Source organism: Clostridium sp. Marseille-Q7071 (assembly GCF_965112025.1).
The window spans coordinates 3,917,603-3,939,163 of record NZ_CBCOPR010000001.1; the positions used below are offsets into that span (position 1 = coordinate 3,917,603).

General features: G+C 28.1%; 16 protein-coding genes. 5 read left to right on the top strand and 11 right to left on the bottom strand.

The window, feature by feature from the left end; genetic code table 11:
* Nucleotides 1–249: 249 nt before the first annotated feature.
* The 3 genes from ACWPW7_RS18665 to ACWPW7_RS18675 all read left to right on the top strand — a co-directional run bounded on the left by ACWPW7_RS18665 (nucleotide 250) and on the right by ACWPW7_RS18675 (nucleotide 3,540).
* Nucleotides 250–1,122, top strand: coding sequence for a LysR family transcriptional regulator (locus ACWPW7_RS18665; RefSeq protein WP_454054727.1), 873 nt, complete (start codon nucleotides 250–252; stop codon nucleotides 1,120–1,122).
* 286 nt (nucleotides 1,123–1,408) lie between these two features.
* Nucleotides 1,409–2,062, top strand: coding sequence for a TetR/AcrR family transcriptional regulator (locus ACWPW7_RS18670; protein WP_454054728.1), 654 nt, complete (start codon nucleotides 1,409–1,411; stop codon nucleotides 2,060–2,062).
* A 389-nt stretch (nucleotides 2,063–2,451) separates the two neighbouring features.
* Nucleotides 2,452–3,540, top strand: a complete 1,089-nt coding sequence (locus ACWPW7_RS18675; protein WP_454055540.1) for an alpha/beta hydrolase family protein — start codon at nucleotides 2,452–2,454, stop codon at nucleotides 3,538–3,540.
* Nucleotides 3,541–3,668: 128 nt separating this feature from the next.
* On the opposite strand, the gene ACWPW7_RS18680 is transcribed toward ACWPW7_RS18675, so the two are convergent.
* From ACWPW7_RS18680 to ACWPW7_RS18730, 11 genes are all read right to left on the bottom strand, one after another.
* Complete coding sequence (locus ACWPW7_RS18680) at nucleotides 3,669–5,498, bottom strand: ABC transporter ATP-binding protein (RefSeq protein WP_454054729.1); 1,830 nt, start codon at nucleotides 5,496–5,498, stop codon at nucleotides 3,669–3,671.
* Nucleotides 5,495–7,132, bottom strand: a complete 1,638-nt coding sequence (locus ACWPW7_RS18685) for an ABC transporter ATP-binding protein (RefSeq protein WP_454054730.1) — start codon at nucleotides 7,130–7,132, stop codon at nucleotides 5,495–5,497. Before ACWPW7_RS18685 ends, ACWPW7_RS18680 begins: the two co-directional genes overlap by 4 nt.
* Nucleotides 7,133–7,864: 732 nt before the next feature.
* Nucleotides 7,865–8,809 (bottom strand): class I SAM-dependent methyltransferase, encoded by a 945-nt coding sequence (locus tag ACWPW7_RS18690; RefSeq protein WP_454054731.1) that lies wholly within the window; start codon nucleotides 8,807–8,809, stop codon nucleotides 7,865–7,867.
* A 944-nt stretch (nucleotides 8,810–9,753) separates the two neighbouring features.
* Nucleotides 9,754–10,086 carry a hypothetical protein gene (locus tag ACWPW7_RS18695; RefSeq protein WP_454054732.1) on the bottom strand — a complete coding sequence of 111 codons (333 nt, stop codon included), beginning with the start codon at nucleotides 10,084–10,086 and terminating at the stop codon, nucleotides 9,754–9,756.
* A gap of 74 nt (nucleotides 10,087–10,160) precedes the next feature.
* The gene (locus ACWPW7_RS18700) at nucleotides 10,161–10,661 is read right to left on the bottom strand and encodes a hypothetical protein (RefSeq protein WP_454054733.1); all 501 of its coding nucleotides are present in this window, start codon (nucleotides 10,659–10,661) and stop codon (nucleotides 10,161–10,163) included.
* Nucleotides 10,662–10,869: 208 nt separating this feature from the next.
* Nucleotides 10,870–12,378, bottom strand: a complete 1,509-nt coding sequence (locus ACWPW7_RS18705) for an ATP-dependent nuclease (RefSeq protein WP_454054734.1) — start codon at nucleotides 12,376–12,378, stop codon at nucleotides 10,870–10,872.
* Nucleotides 12,375–12,692, bottom strand: a complete 318-nt coding sequence (locus ACWPW7_RS18710; protein ID WP_454054735.1) for an AAA family ATPase — start codon at nucleotides 12,690–12,692, stop codon at nucleotides 12,375–12,377. Before ACWPW7_RS18710 ends, ACWPW7_RS18705 begins: the two co-directional genes overlap by 4 nt.
* Nucleotides 12,693–12,885: 193 nt before the next feature.
* Entirely contained in the window at nucleotides 12,886–14,070 is a 1,185-nt protein-coding gene (locus tag ACWPW7_RS18715) for a hypothetical protein (RefSeq protein WP_454054736.1), read from the bottom strand.
* Entirely contained in the window at nucleotides 14,046–14,588 is a 543-nt protein-coding gene (locus ACWPW7_RS18720; protein ID WP_454054737.1) for a hypothetical protein, read from the bottom strand. Before ACWPW7_RS18720 ends, ACWPW7_RS18715 begins: the two co-directional genes overlap by 25 nt.
* A complete protein-coding gene (locus ACWPW7_RS18725; RefSeq protein ID WP_454054738.1) occupies nucleotides 14,564–14,851 on the bottom strand; it encodes a hypothetical protein in 288 nt (95 codons plus the stop codon). Before ACWPW7_RS18725 ends, ACWPW7_RS18720 begins: the two co-directional genes overlap by 25 nt.
* Nucleotides 14,852–15,631: 780 nt before the next feature.
* Nucleotides 15,632–18,298, bottom strand: coding sequence for a cation-translocating P-type ATPase (locus tag ACWPW7_RS18730; protein WP_454054739.1), 2,667 nt, complete (start codon nucleotides 18,296–18,298; stop codon nucleotides 15,632–15,634).
* 216 nt (nucleotides 18,299–18,514) lie between these two features.
* On the opposite strand from ACWPW7_RS18730, the gene ACWPW7_RS18735 reads away from it, so the two are divergent.
* Nucleotides 18,515–19,099 carry a TetR/AcrR family transcriptional regulator gene (locus ACWPW7_RS18735; RefSeq protein ID WP_454054740.1) on the top strand — a complete coding sequence of 195 codons (585 nt, stop codon included), beginning with the start codon at nucleotides 18,515–18,517 and terminating at the stop codon, nucleotides 19,097–19,099.
* Between the two features lie 715 nt (nucleotides 19,100–19,814).
* Nucleotides 19,815–21,554, top strand: coding sequence for a phosphoenolpyruvate carboxykinase (locus ACWPW7_RS18740; protein WP_454054741.1), 1,740 nt, complete (start codon nucleotides 19,815–19,817; stop codon nucleotides 21,552–21,554).
* Nucleotides 21,555–21,561: the final 7 nt, after the last annotated feature.

Consider the following 21,561-nt stretch of genomic DNA (forward strand, 5'->3'; position numbering starts at 1 on the left):
AAAGCATCTAAAAAATTTATATTATATAATTTACTGGAATTTGCTCACAGTGAATTATAGGTAGATTGTGGTAAATTATTTCAATAGAAAATACACTAACATACTAACTTACTGCTTTTCAAGATGCTTAATATAATTTATATTGAATTATTTTTATATTTCGCCTATTATTATATCAAGCATAGATATATATTAAAAATACATAATATATATGGGCTATATACAATTTTTATATGGGAAGTGGATATTATGGATATAAAGCAATTAAAATATTTTTATACAATTGCAGAAGAAGGACAAATAACTAGTGCTGCAAAAAAACTTAATATTGCTCAGCCCCCTTTAAGCTATCAATTGAAGAATCTTGAAAATGAATTGGGAGTAAAACTTGTTGAAAGAGGAAGTCGTAATATTAAATTAACAGATGCAGGACTTATGCTTTATAATCGCGCAAAACAAATATTAGATTTAACGGAAACAACTATAGATGAATTAAAAGATTTTAAAAAAGGGATTCAAGGAACTTTATCTATAGGAACAGTATCTTCTTCTGGTGCTTCATTATTAACTAACAGATTAGCTACCTTTCACGATAAATATCCATTTATAAATTTTGAAATTCATGAGGGAAATACTTATGAATTATTAGAAATACTAAATAGAGGTATAATTGAAATTGCAATTGTTCGTACACCTTTTAATACTGCAGATGTAAATCATATTTATTTATCTTCTGAACCAATGGTTGCCGCCATGGTAGAAAACTTAAATTGGGATAATAATAAAACTATTGATATAAAAGCCTTAATGGATAAGCCTTTAATAATATATAGACGATTTGAGAAATTAATCTTAGAGGAATGTCATAAATTAGGTTTTGAACCTAAAGTTTTTTGTAAAAATGATGATGCACGAACTACTTTATTGTGGGCAAATGCTGGTCTTGGTATAGCTATTGTTCCAAAATCAGCACTTAAGCTTATAGGTTCGTCAAATTTATTATATAAAGAAATTGATAACAATTCTTTATGTACTCAAATAGCTGCAATATGGATGAAGAATGGCTATCTTTCATCTGCTGCGAAGAATTTCTTAAGTACTTTTGGTAATGTAATAATCTAATTCTGATGGCAATTTAGTTCACCCATGTTACAATTTAAATACATAAATAGCACTCCTTTTGTGATTTAGTTTCGTAGCTTTAATCATGTGAAGGTGTGCTATTTTTGTATAGTTAAAATTTAAAAGCGGTATATAAATAAAGTCTAACTATCTACTTATATCTCACTCTCTTTGTCTATATAAGAAATTTAATTTAAATTATTTTTTTGAAAATAGAGTCTTGACAATTTATCTTAAGAGAAGTAAGATAAAGAAACATTCAAATGTATGTATAGGAGGGTTCTAAATGGCTCGGAATAAATATCCAGAAATCACTAGGTTCAACATCTTGGAATCAGCTGTCCGTTTATTCACAATCAACGGGTGGGACAATGTTACAATTCAAGACATCGTAGATGATGTAGGTGACATTACTAGAGGAGCATTTTATCATCATTTCAAATCAAAAGCTGATTTAATTGATGCTGTAACTGCTGAGTTTTTTTCAGAGAATAAGTCATTTGAAAATCAACAAAAAAGTGAGGATTTGACTGCAATTGAGCGTTTAAGAAAGGGCCTTTCCTTTTCACTTGATAATCATGTTGAACATGGCAAGATTATCAAGATTCCTCACATGATAAATTCTCCAGAGTTTATTTTTCGTATGGTAAATGATGGCGTTCATGTAATTGCTCCAGATATTTTAAAACTTATTTTAGAGGGGAATCGAGATGGATCTATGAAAGTGACCTATCCAAAACAAGCAGCAGAAACCTTTACTTTACTTTTAAATCTTTGGACTAATCCAAGTATTTTCCCAGTTTCTAAGGAAGAGTATATGCAAAAAATCGAACATATTAACTTAATTCTTTCAGGAATTGGCATACCATTTATTAATGATAAAGTACGAGCTACTTTTGAAAAGTACTATGACAGTATTCAAGATTCAAGTAAAAAATAAAACTACAAAATAGTTTTATTTTTTTAAAGATATACATACATTTGAATGTATCTAAAATTAAGGAGTGAAAAAAATGCGTATTATCGAAGGAACATATGTCTTAATTCAACTAATAATGTTGTTTCTTTTAATCTTTAAGGAAAAAGGTGCAACCAAAAAAATTATAGCTTATTACTAATAAGTGGTGGATTAATGTTTACCCATATTTTAATTGAAGGTGCTCGTTGGCAGATGATACCAGCTTACTTGATAACTTTATGTTGTATTCTGTTAGTTTTTATTAAACCTAAGAAGAGTGTTTCGAAAAAACTATCTTTAAGGTTTTTAAAATTGCTTCTTATCTGTTAGTTATAGCGATTGTTGTTAGTTTACCAACGCTTTTTCCTGTTATAAAATTCCCTAAACCAACTGGCGAATATAAAGTTGGGACAACTTCTTTTCACTTAATCGATAAAAGTCGTAAAGAGGAATACGAGTATAACGATAACCCTTATCGTGAATTGATGGTCCAAGTTTATTATCCAGCAAATAGTGAGAATGAACAAAAGGCTCCATATTCAGATAATATTACATCTTTACGTGAAGCACTTTCGGCTACTCAAACAATGCCATCTTTCATTACTTCACATTTAGGTCTAATTAAAACACATTCATTTAAAGATGCTGAACCTTTAAATGAAAAAGAAAAATTTCCATTACTTCTATTTTCTCATGGCATGAGTTTATACAATCGCCAAAATACCTTCCAAATAGAAGAAATGGTTAGTCATGGTTATGTTGTGGTTGCAATAAACTATACAGGAGATGCAGCAACTTCACTATTCCCAGGAAAAGAACCTGTTCCCTTTAGACCAAGAGAAACTGATTTAGAATTCCTTAATTCTGAAATTAAAATTTGGGAAAGTGATGCCTCTTTTGTTTTAGATGAGGTAGAAAAAGGTACTAATGATGAAAAACTTAAAGCTATAACTAAAATGGTAGACTTTAATAAGATTGGGATGTTGGGTCATTCATTTGGTGGAGCGACTTCAACTCAAGTTTTAGTTAAAGACAAGAGAATTAAAGCAGCTATTGATATGGATGGCGGTTTATACGGAGAAGCAATACCTGATAAAGGTCCAGAAAAACCATATATGTTAATTAATGCATCTGATTCAATTCGTAACATGGAAGAAGCAAATAAAGCCGAGGTTGGAAATAGAGATGAACTTTTTGCTGAATCTTATAAGAGAAATCAAACCATTAAAAAGCCAGGCGTCTACACTATTGTTTTACCAAACACTGATCATGGTAGTTTTACCGATTTAGCAGGTTTTTCTCCGTTAATAAGTGTTCCTGGTTCAAACTATAAGAAAACTTTTAAACTTATCAATGAACTTTCTCTCGACTTTTTTGATAAATACCTAAAAGAAACCAACACAGATGCTCTTGATAAATTTAAAGAAAATCATCCGGAAATAGAAATGAATAAATACTAAAATATAGCAACATTAACTAAGAAATAAATTAACTGTTAATTGTTATTACTAAAATGAAGTCTGGACAAAAGATAGTATAAACCCTGCTTTTGTCCAAGCCTCATTTTTTATTCTAACTTTCTTATAAATTAAATATATGTTTCTGCTACAACTTTTTCCTCAGCATACCATTTACTTTGGGCTTCATACATTTGTGCATATTTACCTCTCTTCTCTATTAAATCTTCATGATTTCCTATTTCAGCTATTTTTCCATCATCCATAACTATTATTCTATTAGCTATTTTTGCTGAACCTAATCTATGAGTAACAATAATAGAAGTTTTTCCTTCTGACATTTCAGCAAACTTCTTATATATTTTAGTTTCTTCAACAGGATCTATAGCTGCTGTAGGTTCATCTAGAACTATCATATTATGCTCACGATAAAATCCTCTTGCTATAGATATTCTCTGCCATTGCCCACCAGATAAATCTACTCCGTCAAATTCCCTAGAGAGCATAGTTTCATATCCATTAGGGAACTTTTCCTCATCAATAATTAAATCTGATTTCGATACTGCTGTTTCTAAATCTACTTTAAGTTTTTTATTTCCTTTTTCCTCCATAGAGCTTATGGTTATATTGTCCTTAAGAGTAATCTTATATCTTTGATATTTTTGAAATACTCCTGATATTCCGCTATATAAAAACTGGGGTGATATTTTAGAGGTATCTATTCCTCCAATTTTCACATCACCTTCTGTAGGTAAATATATCCCTGTCATAAGTTTAACTAAAGTGGTTTTTCCTGCCCCATTTTCTCCAACAATAGCAATAGTTTCTCCAGCTTTTACTTGCAAAGATATATCAGATAAAGATTTTTTATCTGCTCCTGGATAAGCAAAAGATACATTATTAATAGATATATTTGGTGTCCCTTTAATTTCTATGTCTTCTCCACCTCTTTCAGGAATTTCAAGAAATCTTACAAAGTTTCTTACAGTACCTAGATTTCTAGTCATCTCACCTATATGACGACATATTATTTCTTCCATTATATTAAACATGCTGCCTATAGATGAAAATATTGCACCAAAAGCTCCTACTGTTATTTCACCTTTAAGTAATGCATCAAATAATAAGTAAAGAACTCCCATATACCCTAAAATAGTTATTATCTTCATACTTAACTCCATAAGTGCAGAATTTCTTTCCGCTTTCCATATTTTACTGTTCAAAAGTCTTAATGAAGATATATAAAGATTTTTAAAGTAATCAAAAACTCCTAAAAGTCTGGTTTCCTTATAATATTCTCTATCTACCATGCATCTTTCATAATATTCATATTCCCTTCTTATTGGAGCAGAGTCATCTGCTAGCTTTCCAAAAATTTTAACTCTTATAAATTGAGTTAAAGCTACTGGTACAAATATTAATATTAAAGATACAATTAAAATAGGCTTTAGCTTGTAAAGATATACTCCCATAAAAATAAAATAAGGAAGATAGAAAGTAAAGATAGTTGAAGCTAACAAAATTAAGTAAATACTGTTGAGCATTCCTTCATCAGCTTTACTTATATCGTCTAAGAATCTAGGATTTTCAAAATCCACAGGATATATTTTCCCAAATTTTTCATTTAGCTTTTTACCCATTTGACCATATATTTTTTTACTAAGATTGTCTCCCATAAAATTATGAATTCCATTTAATACTTGAGATCCTATTACAGTTAAACCTAAAGCAATTGCCATTAATATTACTTTAGAACCATCTCCTCCAATTGATATTCCTTTTGTAACTGAATCAAAAAATTTTTGAGTCATAAGGGTTATAGCTCCAATAGAAGTTCCATGGATAATTCCTATTAAACTATATAATAAAAAATATATAGGTAAAGCTGTTAAAATTATTGGAAGAATTCTTCTAATTATCTTAAAAACTGATATATCTTTATTCTCATTTTCCTTTATCATAGATACCAACTCCTTTGGCTTTCATACATATCTGCATAAGTGCCGTTAATCTCCATAAGCTCATCGTGAGAACCTTTTTCTAATATAGTCCCATTTTCTATAACAAAAATCTCATTAGCAAGTTTCGTTGACCCAAGTCTATGGCTTATGAAAATTGTAGTCCCGCCTCTACTTATTTCTTCAAATTTCTCATATATATTACTTTCACTTATTGGATCTAAAGCTGCTGTAGGCTCGTCTAATATTCTTAATGGTGCATCACTTATAATAGACCTTGCCATACCTATACGTTGCCATTGTCCTCCAGAAACATCTAATCCATCACTTTTTATTTTACCTAAATAAGAGTTTAAGCCATTCGGAAGTTTCTCTATAACATGTGTTAAGTCTATAATGTTTACTATCTTATTTATATCTTCATCACTAAGATCCTTGTCCATTTTTCTGATATGCCCTAAAGCAATATTGTCCCTTAAAGTTATAAAATATTTTGCAAAATCTTGATATACTACAGAACATAAAGATTTTAATTTACTATGACTATATTCTTTAATATTTATTCCATTTATTAAGATTTCTCCTTCAAATTCTTCATATAATCCAGTGATAAGCTTAGTAATAGTAGTTTTTCCTGACCCATTAGCTCCAACAAAAGCATAATGCCTTCCTTCTTCTATATTAAAAGAAATGTTTTTCAAAATATAATTATCGGTGCCTGGATATTTAAAAGATACATTTTTAAACTCCAATGACTTTAATTTTATTTCATTTTTATCGGGCTTATCAATTGCACCTTCTCTTTCTTCTAAATTAACAAAATCTGTTAAATCCTTTAGACGCTCTTTATTAGTGGCTAGTTCTTGTGCATAATATGCAAGCTGCCAGGACATCATTTGAACTAAAGAAAAAACCCCATTAACAACAGATATAAACATTCCTATAGTTAGCAGACCTTGTTTTACTGGATTTATAAGAACTATTACTATTAATATAGATATAAGTGCAGTAATTACGCTTCCCATTTTCATCCTTATATACCATTTTACGTTGGTTTTATACTCAATTTTTCTTCCGTGCTCATACTCCTGCCACCATCTTTTATTCATTTCATCTGTATAACTAAATAGTGCTCTTTCATCAACAGCATCTCTTCCAGTGATAACCTCTTTAAGATATTCATATTTTCTTTTATACTTTGATACTTCCCTATTTACCTCATAGTTTGCCTTGCCGCTTTTTAATGCCAGCGCAAATAGTGGTATGGATACTGCTAATATAATTACAGCTGACCACCAAACTTGAGTAATCAGCACAAGTAGTATTCCTAATATTCTGATAATAAGTGCCGCCATATCTAACAGAGCTTTATATGCATTTGCATATTGTACTTCTGGATCCTTTGCAACTCTCGATATCAAGTCCCAAGTATCCTTATTTTCAATGTGCTTATACTTTAGCTTGGCTCTTTTTTCTGTAATAAAAACTCTAAATTTTTCTCTGAGTTTTATCTCTAGCTTTACCTCAACTAGTTTTATAAGCTGTGATGAAATCCAGTTATAAGCAATAAATATTATCACTAAAGTTAATGGTAAGAAAATTTCATTGTAATCAGCCTTTCCACTAACTATTGCCATAGCCACATCTAAAAACTTAGCTGTTGCTATTAACTGCAGGGTTGGCACCAATCCTTGCAGAATTGAAACATTATAACTAAAGCGTACCTAAAATCACAGTTGAAAGGAATTTTTATTATATCCCCTATAGTATACTTTTCTTTCTCCACCTCTCTAATCCCCCTTTATTAGCATAAAATTCTATGAAGTTTCATTTAATTTATAAACTTATTGTAACATAACATTGTTTTGCTATACAATATCTTATTTAAATTTTTTAAAACAAATAGTTGTCTTTTAATTTGCAGTTCATTTTGCTGTTTACATATAATATTCTCTTAAAACACTGTCTTTTCTTATGTTTCCATTTAACATTAAACTCTTTCATCATACTCCAAATAATTACATTATATCATATATAATAACAATTATTCCATAAAATTCAAACCTCATATTGCTTGACTATTCTCATATAATAATTAAATCTATTATATTTTCAAGTAACTATATTCCCCTTAGCATTGTGCACAATTGCTCTTTCTAATAGCAATTTTAAAATTTATATTAGTGGAATATTAAACAATCTAATAATGCAATTCTAGTGACAGTTAACTTTACTTAAAAAATAGTACCTAGTATGTTTTATAAAACTCAATATTCAATTAGATAAAAAATTTGGTTAGAGCAATTCCCCTAACCAATATACTCATATTATATTTAATATTTTTAGCATGATAGTAATATTATCGAATTTTAAATATTACTATGAACCGCCCCCAACTTTTTATCCACAACTGCTAAAGTATAGTTTATATTTTCAAAAGCATGATAATAATCATCTCTTTCTTTAAAATATTTTTCTTCAATATCCTTTGGAGTGAGATGTTCATAAATCAATAATCCTGCTTTATCTAAATCACTTTCCAGCTCTGAATATGAATATGCTGTTTTCATAGGTTCACCAGCTGCTTCAGCCATTTTAACCATTGCTTGTACACGACTTGTGGTTTTCTCGTTATTAAAAATATCCTTAGCTGGATAATCAAATACTAATGAGCTGCCTTTACATGCAATGCTGGAAATACTTTTAAACATGTTGATTATTTCTTCTCTGCTTAAATAATATGTGACTCCTAACCAGCTAAAAAAGCTAAAACTATTTGAATCAAATCCTGAATCCAATAATGCCTTCTTAAGATCATCCTTTGAAAAATCTACAGGAACAAATTTAAGTGAAGGACTTATTTTCCAGCCTAAATCTTTAATTCTTTTTAATTTTAATTCTTGGGTGGCAGGATGATCAATTTCAAAGACTTTTATTTTCTTTAATAACTCAGGTTTTCTAAATGCAAAAGTGTCAAAACCTGCTCCAAGAATAACATATTGCTTTACACCCATTTTAATAGCATTTTCTAACATATCCTCTGTGTATCTACTTCTTGCTAAAGGTGTTGGTGATATTTGTGTCTGTACAATCCATTTTAGTATAGATTTTTCATCCTTATATAAATGTGCTTCTTTAGGATTAAAAAATTTAATTCCTTCTATCATATGTTTAGAAATATTTCCGAACTCATCATCCATAATCAGCTGCCTAGCTAAGTAATCATTAAATATTTTTGGCTCATCATTTAGTGAATGATATGCTCGTCCAAATGCTGATACAATCGCCGTAAGGCTTGCTTTGTCAACCTCCATAAAATACACTCCTTTAAATTTATTTTTTTCAAATAACTATTGACAAGTATATTATCATGTGATATAATAATATATTATGGTTTATTCATAAAAATATATCATTTAAAGTTAAAGTTGTCAATGTTTAAAATCTAAAATACAAAAGCTATGAAGTTTAGTTATCTTAACTCTACTTCATAGCTTTTTTTATATTCTATATTTAAATCTCTACCAACTTGTTTCTCTACATAAATAAAAGGATAGTTTCTATTATTAATACATAAGCTTCTATGTAATTATGAACCGTCTCCTAGATACAAAACAAAGGATTATGAAAACTAGCACTCATTTAGGCTCCTGCGCAGATAAAGTTAGTACACCAAAATAAAAAAAAGCTATACTTTCACTATTTCCCTAACAACGAAAAATACTATTTTAATACTGGAGGACATCATACCTTTCTAAACTGTGATAAGGAATTTTTTCAAGTAGTTTCTAAATTCTTAAAGAACAATAATAAATGTCTTACATAACAGAATTTCAATATTAGGAACTTTATTTTAACACGTGATGATTCATAAAATTGATATAACATATAAAATCTCTATAATCTTAAATAGATACACAAAAACAGCCAACAAATAGCTTAATATTGGCTTTCGTTAGTTGCTTTTACATTTACATATTAAATTTTTTGTTGTTTCTATTGTGTATAGGATATCTATGCTATATTTAATACTAAGAATCTCTTAAACGAGAGTATGTGCGTAAATAATTCTAATATAACAAATATTTATTACTTTTCTTTCAATTATATGAATAATGGGAATCTGAAATTGTAATAGATTTACATAATGTTCCTAAACCTTAGATAGTTCTTATCTTAGGCTGAAGAATATGCTTTTGCTACTTTAAAGGCTTGACCCAAAGCAGAGTGTCTTATTATATGATGATAAAAATCTAGGTTAAGTTGTGAATTGAAGAATTCTTCTGTCTCTTTCTTTAATAAGTTCATTTTCATCATAAATCTCTGATTTTACAACATTCTCACAATATGTTACTATTGTATCAACAAGAAATTCTAATAGTTTATTTATTTCAGAATTGTTATCCATAATATCATATAAACTTTTGCCGTTATGTATTATTTCTGTTCTTATGTATTCTGATGTATCTCTTAATTTTCCACATTTTTTGTGATAGTCAGATTTGCTTGCAGCAATAAATGGAACTATATTGGTTTTGACTTTCTTAAATTGCATATAATTATCACTTGCTAGCATTTCTAATGTACTCATAAGATAAACAAAACTTGTATTAATATTATTGAAATAATATGCCTCATTTATTCTTGTTATTGCGTTTCGACATTTTAAAAAACTGGATCAATTCTATCTGTTTTAAATAACTTGTTATGTATTTCATCGCATTCGATGTCATAACTATCAATTTCTAATCCAATACCTGACAAACTATAAATGCCGTATACTTTACCCAACATCTCTCTGGAATAATTATTTTCCATATTAACTACAATTTCACGCTGATACTTTCCAATAATTCCAGCAATGCCTGGTAGCATTTCTTTATTTAAAAAATTACACTTATTCAATCTAATTTGGTCAAGCGCTCTATCAACTTTATAACAAACCTTTTCTAGAGTATAAAAATCCTTTGCTGGTACATTATTATTAAATTCTTCTTCTGTGAATGGATACTCCAATATGGCTATTGAATATTTTTGATAATTTTCTTTATACTCATAAGCACAATTGTTTATAATATTATAAGTTTGCTCAATTATCTCACTGCTTATATCATGCACATCAAATGGCAATTGCTCTTCGTCATATAAGTATGGTGGTAAAAACAAACATTTTCTATATTAATAAATCCTTCAACAAAAAGATTCTCTACTGGAATAATAAATTTCATAAAATTCTCCTTTTATTAGTTTTCAATTTTGTATAACTATGAAATTCTCATAATTTAGTACATGTTACTATTATAATTACCATCTTAACATACCATTATATTGTAATCGAAAATTTATTATGTCTATCTTAGTTTCGTTCTATAAGTTAACTTTCTAAGTGAAAAACATGTTTAATCTCAAGTTTTTCTTTATTTAATTTTATTTTGTCAATTTCTAAAAACTTAACTAATTTTAATGGAAATAATTCTTCACTAAAACTATCTATTTTATTAATTGTATTCCATATACCTGTACTGTCTTTGTCATTTGCACTATATCCAATCACACATTCTAATTTTGGTATATTAAAATGAATGTGATCAATGTTAGTTTCGTTAATTAACTTCCAATTAGTTGTTATCATTGCTTTTTTAGTTTTTTCACTTAATTCCTCACCTTTTATATTATACGCTTTAATATCATTGATTTCAGATTTATAGAAATCACTATTCTTCAAATCATCTTCAGTTTTAAAGTCTAGCTTATCGATTAAATTATCCTTGAAATCAAAATCGTTTATAACAAAATAATCTAATCCTAGGTACTTACATAGCTTTGCAAGGACCAATGCTGTTATTTTTCCATGGTGTGGAATTATAGCCATGTTATTAAAATTCAGGTACGTATCAGCAAGCTTAGCATCACCACTAACTTCAAGTACTTTCTTTCTAATAAGTTCTTTATAGACCATCATATCATTTGGACCTTCGACAAGAAGTACTTTTCTGCTAAAGATTATTTTATTTAAATTTGGTTCAATAATTTTAATGTAATTGTTATAATCTCTAACTCTCTCTATAAGCTCATCACCTTCAACCTCTAAGATTTTGATATCTGATTGAAAGTCATCTTTAGCTTTATTATATTTAACATCAGTTTGTTTTAGAGTTTCATCAAATTCAATCCTAATTAAGCCTTTTGTATCAAAAATGTCAATCATCTTATCTGAATGGGTAGTGTAAATCACTTGATGACCATTTTCCGCCAATCCACATAAAACAACTTTGTAAAAATATTCTTGGTGATTTTCATGAAGAAAACTTTCAGGTTCTTCAAATAGAAATAAACATTTGTCTTCACTATTAGCTTCTGCTATAGCTTGAATAACAGCCATAACAAACATTGATATATAACCATCACCAAAATGATCAATGGGCACTAAATTATCAGTATCTCCATTTAAGCCAATTTTGAACATCATTTCTAAAAAGATGTCCTCATAATCTGGCAAACCAAACTCAATGTTACAATTATTATCTCTAAGATTCTTTGAATAGTTTTTTTGTATTTTACTAATAAAATTATTTAGATTAGAATCTCTAATAACACTATCGGTTGAATTCTTTATTTCATTCTTAAAATTACCCTTCTTTTTCAACATTTCTTTATCTAAATCAACAATGCTTTTAATATGTTTCGCTAGAAATGAAGTTAAATTTCCCCAACTAGTTTTTTTAGTGGAAATTTCTTTCTTTATCTCATGAAAATTTATATAAAATATCTTATAGTATTTGGAAGCACCAAATACATTCCAATTCTTTTCGGTTTGTTCACTATCTTTAAAAGAATCTATTTTAGCATTTTCAATTTCACTTCCATCCAACTCAATGTTCAAAAATGATATCCTGTTAAATCAGCACTTTTGCCATCTTTTTTTACTTCTACAGATGTATCTATTCCAGTGATGATTCTAGGAACATTATTTATATCTCGATTATGAAAATCATCTATAGTAAAAGTATCCTTATTAACATATTTTTCAGTGATTCCATATAATATTGCATTTAATAAATTAGTCTTGCCAGCATTATTATAACCAACAATTGCTGTAGGTTTCTTATAGTTTTTATCTGGAAATACAATATCCTTTCTTTCTCCAAAAGAACGGTAATTCGCTATTGATATTCCATTAATATGAATCCAACTCATCCTCATTACCACCTTTCACGGTTTTATATAATAACATGTTTTCGTTACTTATAGACTAAAAATACATTTTGACACTTCTTATTATAGACATAGCCTGTCCAATTATATGGATAATGAAAAGTTAACTTAATTTTATAAATTATCATTTATAATCTAATTTTAATATTCATAGCATTTGTAGTTTACATAAATCTTATTTAAATGCATTATATCTATCTATTCGTGCTTTATATAATTCTTCAAAAGTTGTTATATTTAGTGAGACAACATTTTTACAATAATCTATGATTATATCACTTATTTTTTCAAACAACATATCTATCTCTTGTTTATTCTCACATAATTGAACGATATCTTTGCCATGATGAAATATCTGTTTCCTATATTTATCTGAAATATTCTTTAATTCCTGCATTCTAATTCTATATTCATCTTTATTATTAGATATAAATGCTACTACATGTGTTCTCATTTTATCTTCATCAAAGTACGAAGGTTCTAAAATATCTAACGTATTAAACATATGTATAACAGAAATAGTGTAATCATTAATATACATTGCTTCACATATTCTTGAAAGAGCTTCCCTGCAATTCATATATACTTCATCATTTCTCTTTGTATATAATAATTGATATAATATACTATCTTCTTTTTCTGGAAAACATTTTTTTAGCACAAGCTCTTCTTTTGAATTACAGTATAGACTATATATTTCCCCTAATAGTCCTCTTATATATAAATCGTTTGTATTTATCATAATTCCTTGCCTAAAACCATCAGTAATCCCTGCTATACTTGGCATTTTATTAAAGTTATTAATTTTGCAATATTTTAAAATAATATAATTCATATTTCTATTAACTTTCTTGGACAGTATTTCAAGAAAACTAAATTCCTTTTCCGAATGCCATTCCCCTTTAATTAGATATTTATCTTTGAACACAGCAACAACTGATTTGCTGACTAATTTTGCTATTTCCTGACTATTTCTAATCTCAACCATTATTTCTTCGTTAATATTTAAATCATCATCTTTTAATAAATCTAAATTATACTGCCTAGGTATAAGTATCATATCGCCTAAATGAATTATATTGTCAATTTTAAGGTTACTTATTGGAATTAAAAAAATATGTTCTATTCCATTATCTGATTGCACAATCTCAACATTTTCTTCTATAGTGGGCATTATAGCCTTCTTTTCTTCAAATTTATCTCTGCTATTTTCCAATTCACTTTCTAAATCATCATAGCAATATATATCACTATCAATAACTTTGCATGCAAATCTATAAATTATAAGAAATAAACTATTGATTATTTTATTTGCATTTTTTATTGTGACTACATCTAATATACTCTTTCCCTTATGCACGACTTCTGTTCTAATTTTTTTCGAAAAAAATATAATTGATTATTCAATGTATCATATTCATTCTGACTTTTGGAAATCCAAGAAATTATTCTTTTTTTCCTAAACGGAAACCTCATATATTCTCTACTAGCCATTCTTTCAGCCATTGATAAAAGAAATGTAAAACAAATATTTATATCATCAATATGCATAGCTTTGCTTGCATTACCCAATATGAAACGATATTCTCTATATACTTCATCGGTTCTATTACTAAAAAGTATTCCATATAAATAATGATTATCTTCTTTTGGTGATACTACATTGCACTCTATTCCTATTCCTGGTTGTATAAGAAAATTATATTCATTTCCAATTATCACTTCTAATTTTTTTGCTTCATTATCAAACAAAATACCTTCTTTATATAAACCTAATACACCCGGAATACTTGGTAGCATTTCCTTTCTATCAAAACGACAGTAATTAATTCTTATATAGTCTAACGAACTATTTACAGTTTCACATTTACTCTCCAAAAATTTTTTTTATCTAAATTAGAATTAAACTCAACAGTAATATCAATCCAAGCTAATGTAATATGTTTTTTTCCACATTTTTTAATAAATTCATAATATAATTTTATAAAACTACTTACTTCTAATACTTCTGAATCATTGATATTTTTATCCATGCTAATTTCTGTGTCACTGTTAATGAAGTAACATGGAACTAATATTACATCTCCTAATTTAATTACGGTTTCAATTACTAAATTTCTTATTGGTATTAATAACTTCATTATTTAATTTGCCAACTTTCTCTTATATTTTTATCTAAAACATTTTAGTTTTCATTTCATATGTACTAAATTCCACTATTTTCTGAACTAGATGAATTTAGTTCTTTAATATACTTTTTTCTAAAGTTACTTTGATCTTATTTGTCTATATTGCATTATCAACTTCCGATTATAGACATTATCAACTGCACATAATAAGGTATATTACAATTTTATATTCTACAAAATTATAAATATACCTTCCTAATTCCCCCAAATATTCCAACATATTTTTTATTCTTTCAGAAATATGTAGAAATTAGTAATATTTTTTAAGAATTTATCATTTATCCATTTTATAAAACACAAAAGACTATGAAGTTAGTTATCTATAAAAGCTTTCTTCATAGTCTTTTTTATTTTATATTTAGTTTATTCTAATGCTTTAATTGTATTGTTTCTCTTCATTATTTTAGTTAAGTAAATAGATATTTCTGTGAACTATACTGAGCTCTAATTGATAATGGAGAATTATTGATACTTCTCTTTTATAGGAGAAGTTTTGAGTTTATTTATTTTTGAAGGGATATAGTCACTTTTATTAAAGAATCTATTCAAAGAAATTAATTTGTAAAATTAATTTCAACTACAATTGTCAATTTTCCATTCTCAATTCTCCATTGATTAAGTTGTTCCAAACTATACTGCACCTCAGGGGAACCCTAAAGGGCTTCACTACTGTTCCCCAGAGGTGGGGAAATAGCTATTTTATGCTCTTATTAAAAGTTAAAGTTATTCTCATTAATTTATAGCATTGTACTCCTTATATACTTCACCTTTATTCACAAAAGCTTTTACTGCTTCAACTATTATTAAAGGAGCTATAGATAATACTGTTACAAGCATCCAGTGATTCCAAGATAGAGGAACTACGCTAAACAGATTTGCTAGTGGTGGTATGAAGCAAATCATGAACATAATTGCCATAGATCCTGCAACTCCTTTTAAAACTGCCTTATTAGAGCTGAACTTAATTTTAAATATTGAGTATTTACTTCTACAATTAAATACATGAACTATTGATGAGAAAGCCATAACTAAGAAGCACATTGTGATACCAACATCTTTTGATGGTAGTATTGTATCTGAAATTTTTACGAAGTTTCCAACATAATAAGCTAGTAAGGTTAATATAGCAAACATTATAGATTGTAGAATTATTTTAATTCCAACTTTATCTGCTAGTATACTTTTATTTCTATCTATAGGTTTTCTAGTCATTATATCATTGTCAGCTTTTTCTTTGCTTAAACCAAATCCAGGAAGTGCATCAGCTACTACATTTATTAATAGTAATTGCATTGCTAAAATAGGTGAACCCCATCCTAATAAGAATGAAACGAATACTATAATAACCTCAGCCACATTACAGCTTAAAAAGAACTCTACAGTTTTTCTAATATTATCATAAATACTTCTTCCTTCTTCTACTGCATCTATTATAGTTGAAAAATTATCATCAGTTAAAATCATATCTGAAGCATCTTTAGCAACATCTGTACCTGTTATGCCCATTGCACATCCTATATCAGCAGCTTTTAATGCTGGAGCATCGTTAACACCATCACCAGTCATTACAACAACTTCACCATTATTTTGCCATGCCTTTACAATTCTTATTTTGTCCTCAGGACTTACTCTAGCATAAACTGAATATTTTCTAATTTCTTTTGAAAATTCATCATCACTTAAAGTGTTTAACATTTCACCAGTTATTGCTTCATTATCATTCTCTAATATCCCAAGTTCTTTGGCTATTGCCGTTGCAGTTAAGATATGGTCTCCTGTTATCATAATAGTTTTTATTCCAGCCTCTTTAGCTTTTTCTATAGAAGCTTTCGCCTCTTCTCTAGGCGGATCAATCATTCCAATGAGACCTAATAAGGATAAGTCATTTTCTAAAACTTCATTAGTCAATTCCTTTGGTAACTCAGTATAAAATTTGCAAGCTATTGCAATTACTCTTAATGCAGATTTGGCAAATTTAGAATTTGCAGTTTTAGCATGTTCAAAATCTCCTTCTATACATCTTGGAGTTAGCACATCGAAGGCACCTTTAACTATTACACAATAATTACCTTTATCGCCTAGACTACTATTTCGGATATCGTGAACTGTTGTCATTAATTTTCTTTCAGAATCAAAAGGTAATTCATAAATCTTTGGAATTTCATTATCTAATTCATCTTTAAGAAGGCCATTTTTCTGAAAGGCTGCAATTATAGCAGTTTCTGTAGGATCACCAAGGTGCTTTTCTTCACCATTTACTATGTCTACTCTTCCATTACAGCATAGTGTACCAAACTTTAATATATTTAAAGCTTCTTTATTTATAGAATTTGTTGTACTTACAATTTCATCTCCATGATGCCATATACTTTTTACTGTCATTTTATTTTGAGTTAATGTTCCTGTCTTGTCAGAACAAATTATTGATGCACTTCCTAAAGTTTCAACTGCAGGTAATCTACGTATAATAGCATGTTTTTTTACCATTTTAGTTACACCAAAGGATAAGGATATGGTTACAACACCTGTTAGTGATTCTGGTATAGCTGCTACAGCTAAGGAAACAGCAGAAATAAACATTTCTAATGGAGTCTCTCCTTGATATAATCCAATGAAGAACAAGATGGTGCAAGCGATAATCGCGCTAATAGTGATAGTTTTGCCTAGATGTGAAAATTTTTCTTGTAAGGGAGTGTTTTTAGTTTTTTCATTATTTAAAAGCGATGCTACTTTACCCATTTCAGTATTCATACCTGTTTCGGTAACCACTGCTTTACCTCTTCCATAGGTAACAGTACATCCTGAATATACCATATTTAATCTATCTCCAATAGGAGCCTTTTCTTTTACTATAGCAGTAGCACTTTTTTCTACTGGTATACTTTCTCCAGTTAAAGGTGATTCCTCAACTTTTAAGTTAGCACTTTCAATAATTCGTGCATCAGTAGGTATAGAATCACCAGCCTCAAGTGTAATAATATCACCTGGAACTATAAATTCTGATTTTATTTCAATTATATTGCCATTTCTAATGACTTTGGAATAGTGAGCATTCATGTCTTTTAAAGAATTAAGAGCTGCTTCAGCACTATTTTCTTGTATAGCACCTAATAGAGCATTGATTAATACTATTATCAAGATTAAAGCACCTTCTATATAACTACCATCGCCTTTTGAAGCTAGGAAGAATGACAGTACTGATGCGAAAATTAGCATTATTATCATAAAATCTTTTAATTGCAAAATAAATCTTTTTGCAAAACTCATAGGCTTTTTTTCTACGAATTTATTATATCCATATTTTTCTTCAGCAATTTTTATTTGATTATCATTTAATCCTCTTTCTGGATTAGTATTAAAGTTTTCATAAATTTTATTTAAGTCTTTTGTGTAATTCATAAGGAATTCTCCTTTCTTTTGTAGTTTAGGAATAGTTTTCTACCGGTAAAAATAGTTTTATTGATAAAAAATCTAGATTTTTATATACTATATATAAATTGTTAAATAAATTTAACCTTTTTAACATTTTTGATATTTTTAATAGTATTATAATTAATTATTCTGTTCAATCTACAAAATTTAAAATCTGTAAAAAACTTTACAAGGAGGTGAAAAATGTACAATTATTTTGATAAACTTAGCAATGTGAAAATAACCAAATCCCACCTTAGATTACATAAAGCTCTAATTGCTTTAGTGGAAGAAAAGGAATTAGATAAAATTACTGTAAATGATCTTTGCAATAAAGCCATGGTAAGTAGAGCAACTTTTTATAATCATTTTGAAGATAAGTACCATCTTTTATGCTTTAGCATATATTACATGAAAAAAGAAATAATAGCTTCGGAGCAGTTAATCTCCGACTTTAGTAAAGGTGAAGCTATACATGTAATCCTATCTTATATAGATAAAAATAGAAATTTTTTCAAAGGTCTTCTTTCATCAGAAGATGCTAGATTAATGCTAGGTACATTACATGAGCTCACTGTACCACAGTATTTACTGATGTTAAATGCTTGCGAAAAAAACGGAAATAAATTTATTGTTAGTGCAGACTTTTTATCAGAATTTTTTTCTGGTGCTTTCATTTCAATTGTAATTAGATGGCTTAAGGATGATAATGCTAAAACTATAGACGAGTTAACTTTTGAAATCGACAAGGTTACTGATTTACATTTATACTTTGACAAGTCTAATTAACCTCTCAATGTTGGCATATCTAAATTCTTTATGTTTTCTTAACATTTATTAAAAATATAGCTCATTTTTAAAATTGTTTCATTTTCAACTAAAAAATCCTATGAAATAGAGTTTTTAGTTCTATTTTATAGGATTTATATTATTAATTCTCCTATAATAACAAAATGTAATGTCCTAAAATCTTCATTTCTAATAACCAATGCATAAGCAATTAAAATACCTCCCTCCAAATTTGTCTAGATCTTGTCTCATTTATCTTCACTTCTACTTTATATAAATTCTTTTATAGATTGTTAAATAAACAAAAGCACCTCATACTATAGTGTTTGAGCCCATTATAGAAATTAAAGAAGTATCTTTAATAAAAATATAGCCTAGGAAATATGGTTAATTATTATAATATTATTTATATACGATATAGCTATGCCTTTTATCGTAATAACAGATTATGATTTTATTTAGAAATGAGTATAGACTCTAAAATTTATTTAAAGTTATTTATAAAGATTATGATTAACAAGAATATAAAAATATACATAAAGATAGCATCTATGCGGAAATATACATAGCAAGAAATAATTTAACATTTTATATAATTTTTCATAAAATGAATGATAGGCACTGTACAAATTTCAATTTTGTATGTTATAATGATACTCAGTTAGTCAAATTGCAAGAAACGTCAAATTTATATTTCACATTTGGAGGTAGCAGAATGAAAAAAGAATTTTCTCTAAGCACAGGAAAAGTTATGATAAATTTTACAGCAAAATATTGTGATACTGCTGAAGCATTGTTTAGTAGTTACGGCTTTAGAAGAATTTTATCAGCCTATATGGAAAAAATAAAAAGAAAAGAAACTAATGTATATAAGTATATAGACAGTACTATGAATGTAGATGATAATGATATATTGTTAGAAGATATTACTAATGTATTTAAATTGCTTATGGTTTTAAATGCAGAAGAAGTAAAAAAGATGGAAGATAAATATGAAAAGCTGTTAGAAAACAAAGATAAATTTACTTTATTGATAGAAGATTTATATAATTTTTGGAGAAAACTTGAAAGATATACTATAGTTCAAAATAGTAAAATCGGAGATGGACTTCAAAATGTTAGTTTTATAGATGCAAATAATAATTTTTCTAACCTTATATTAAAGACTTATAGAAAAATTGAAGAAAATGTTTTAGGGGAAAAACCAAGAATATATAGACAATTACCTGCAGGAGGTAATGCAGGTCTAATATTAAATAATTCTAATTGGAATATACCAAACAACTATGAAATTTTAAAAAATATTCCTTTTATAGAATCCATATTATTAGATCCACCTTTTATAACTTATCCTAAAAAGAATACACGAGATGGTATGTTTGAAGAAACTTTTCATAATCCATTAAAAAATTGCAGAATAAATTTAGATCATTGGTTTTGTTATCCTGCAAAAGTAGGAACACTTTTAGCTTATATATACTTCCATAGAGATTTTATGGCTCATGGAGTAACTTTATGCAACTTATTTGAAATAGCTACAGAGGAAGAATATAGAGATAAAAAACCAGATATAGTATATGTGTTCGGTGCGAGAGATGACAATGAAGAAATACAAACAGTTTTCTATGATGACAAAGAAAATGATATTATGCTAGGATATATAAACTATAATGAAGCCATAGATTACTTTGGTTATATGAAAAAAATGACATTGACTCTTCATAATTTAATAATGATAAAAAGAGGATATCTACCAATACACGGTGCTATGGTTAATATAGTAACTAAAAATAATAAAACTGCTAATGTAATAATAATGGGAGATAGCGGTGCAGGAAAATCTGAAAGTTTAGAGGCCTTTAGAGAATTGAGTGAAGATTATATAAGTGATATGACTATAATCTTTGATGATATGGGCGTAGTTAAATTAAACAAAGATGAAAAACCAGTAGGATCAGGAACTGAAATAGGAGCCTTTGTAAGATTAGATGATTTAGATACTGGATATGCTTTTAAACAAATAGATAGAAGTATTTTTATGAATCCAGATAAAGTAAACGCTAGGTTAGTTATACCTGTAGCAAGTTATAAAGAAATTACTACAGAGTATCCAATAGATTTGTTCTTATATGCTAATAACTATGAGTCTGAAGGAGAAAATCTAGAATTCTTTAAAGATATAAACGAAGCTTTAGATACCTTTAGAGATGGAGCAAGAATGGCTAAAGGAACTACCACAGAAAAAGGATTAGTAAAAACTTACTTTGCAAATCCATTTGGACCAGCACAAAAGATGGAAGACACAGAAAAATTATTAGTAGAATATTTCAATAAATTCTACCAATCCGGAGTTAAAGTAGGACAATTAAGAACTAGATTAGGTATAACTGGTATGGAAAAAGACGGTCCTAAAAAAGCAGCTATAAGCTTATTAGAAGAAATAAAAAATATATAGTTTATTA

What these genes read in the sequence shown, in the direction of transcription:
- ACWPW7_RS18680 (WP_454054729.1), bottom strand. Translation starts at nt 5,498, where the DNA reads ATGATAAAGGAAAATGAGAATAAAGATATATCAGTTTTTAAGATAATT.
- ACWPW7_RS18735 (WP_454054740.1), top strand. Translation starts at nt 18,515, where the DNA reads ATGTACAATTATTTTGATAAACTTAGCAATGTGAAAATAACCAAATCC.
- ACWPW7_RS18730 (WP_454054739.1), bottom strand. Translation starts at nt 18,298, where the DNA reads ATGAATTACACAAAAGACTTAAATAAAATTTATGAAAACTTTAATACT.
- ACWPW7_RS18740 (WP_454054741.1), top strand. Translation starts at nt 19,815, where the DNA reads ATGAAAAAAGAATTTTCTCTAAGCACAGGAAAAGTTATGATAAATTTT.
- ACWPW7_RS18695 (WP_454054732.1), bottom strand. Translation starts at nt 10,086, where the DNA reads ATGAGTACATTAGAAATGCTAGCAAGTGATAATTATATGCAATTTAAG.
- ACWPW7_RS18690 (WP_454054731.1), bottom strand. Translation starts at nt 8,809, where the DNA reads ATGGAGGTTGACAAAGCAAGCCTTACGGCGATTGTATCAGCATTTGGA.
- ACWPW7_RS18725 (WP_454054738.1), bottom strand. Translation starts at nt 14,851, where the DNA reads ATGAAGTTATTAATACCAATAAGAAATTTAGTAATTGAAACCGTAATT.
- ACWPW7_RS18685 (WP_454054730.1), bottom strand. Translation starts at nt 7,132, where the DNA reads ATGGCAATAGTTAGTGGAAAGGCTGATTACAATGAAATTTTCTTACCA.
- ACWPW7_RS18710 (WP_454054735.1), bottom strand. Translation starts at nt 12,692, where the DNA reads ATGAGTTGGATTCATATTAATGGAATATCAATAGCGAATTACCGTTCT.
- ACWPW7_RS18665 (WP_454054727.1), top strand. Translation starts at nt 250, where the DNA reads ATGGATATAAAGCAATTAAAATATTTTTATACAATTGCAGAAGAAGGA.
- ACWPW7_RS18670 (WP_454054728.1), top strand. Translation starts at nt 1,409, where the DNA reads ATGGCTCGGAATAAATATCCAGAAATCACTAGGTTCAACATCTTGGAA.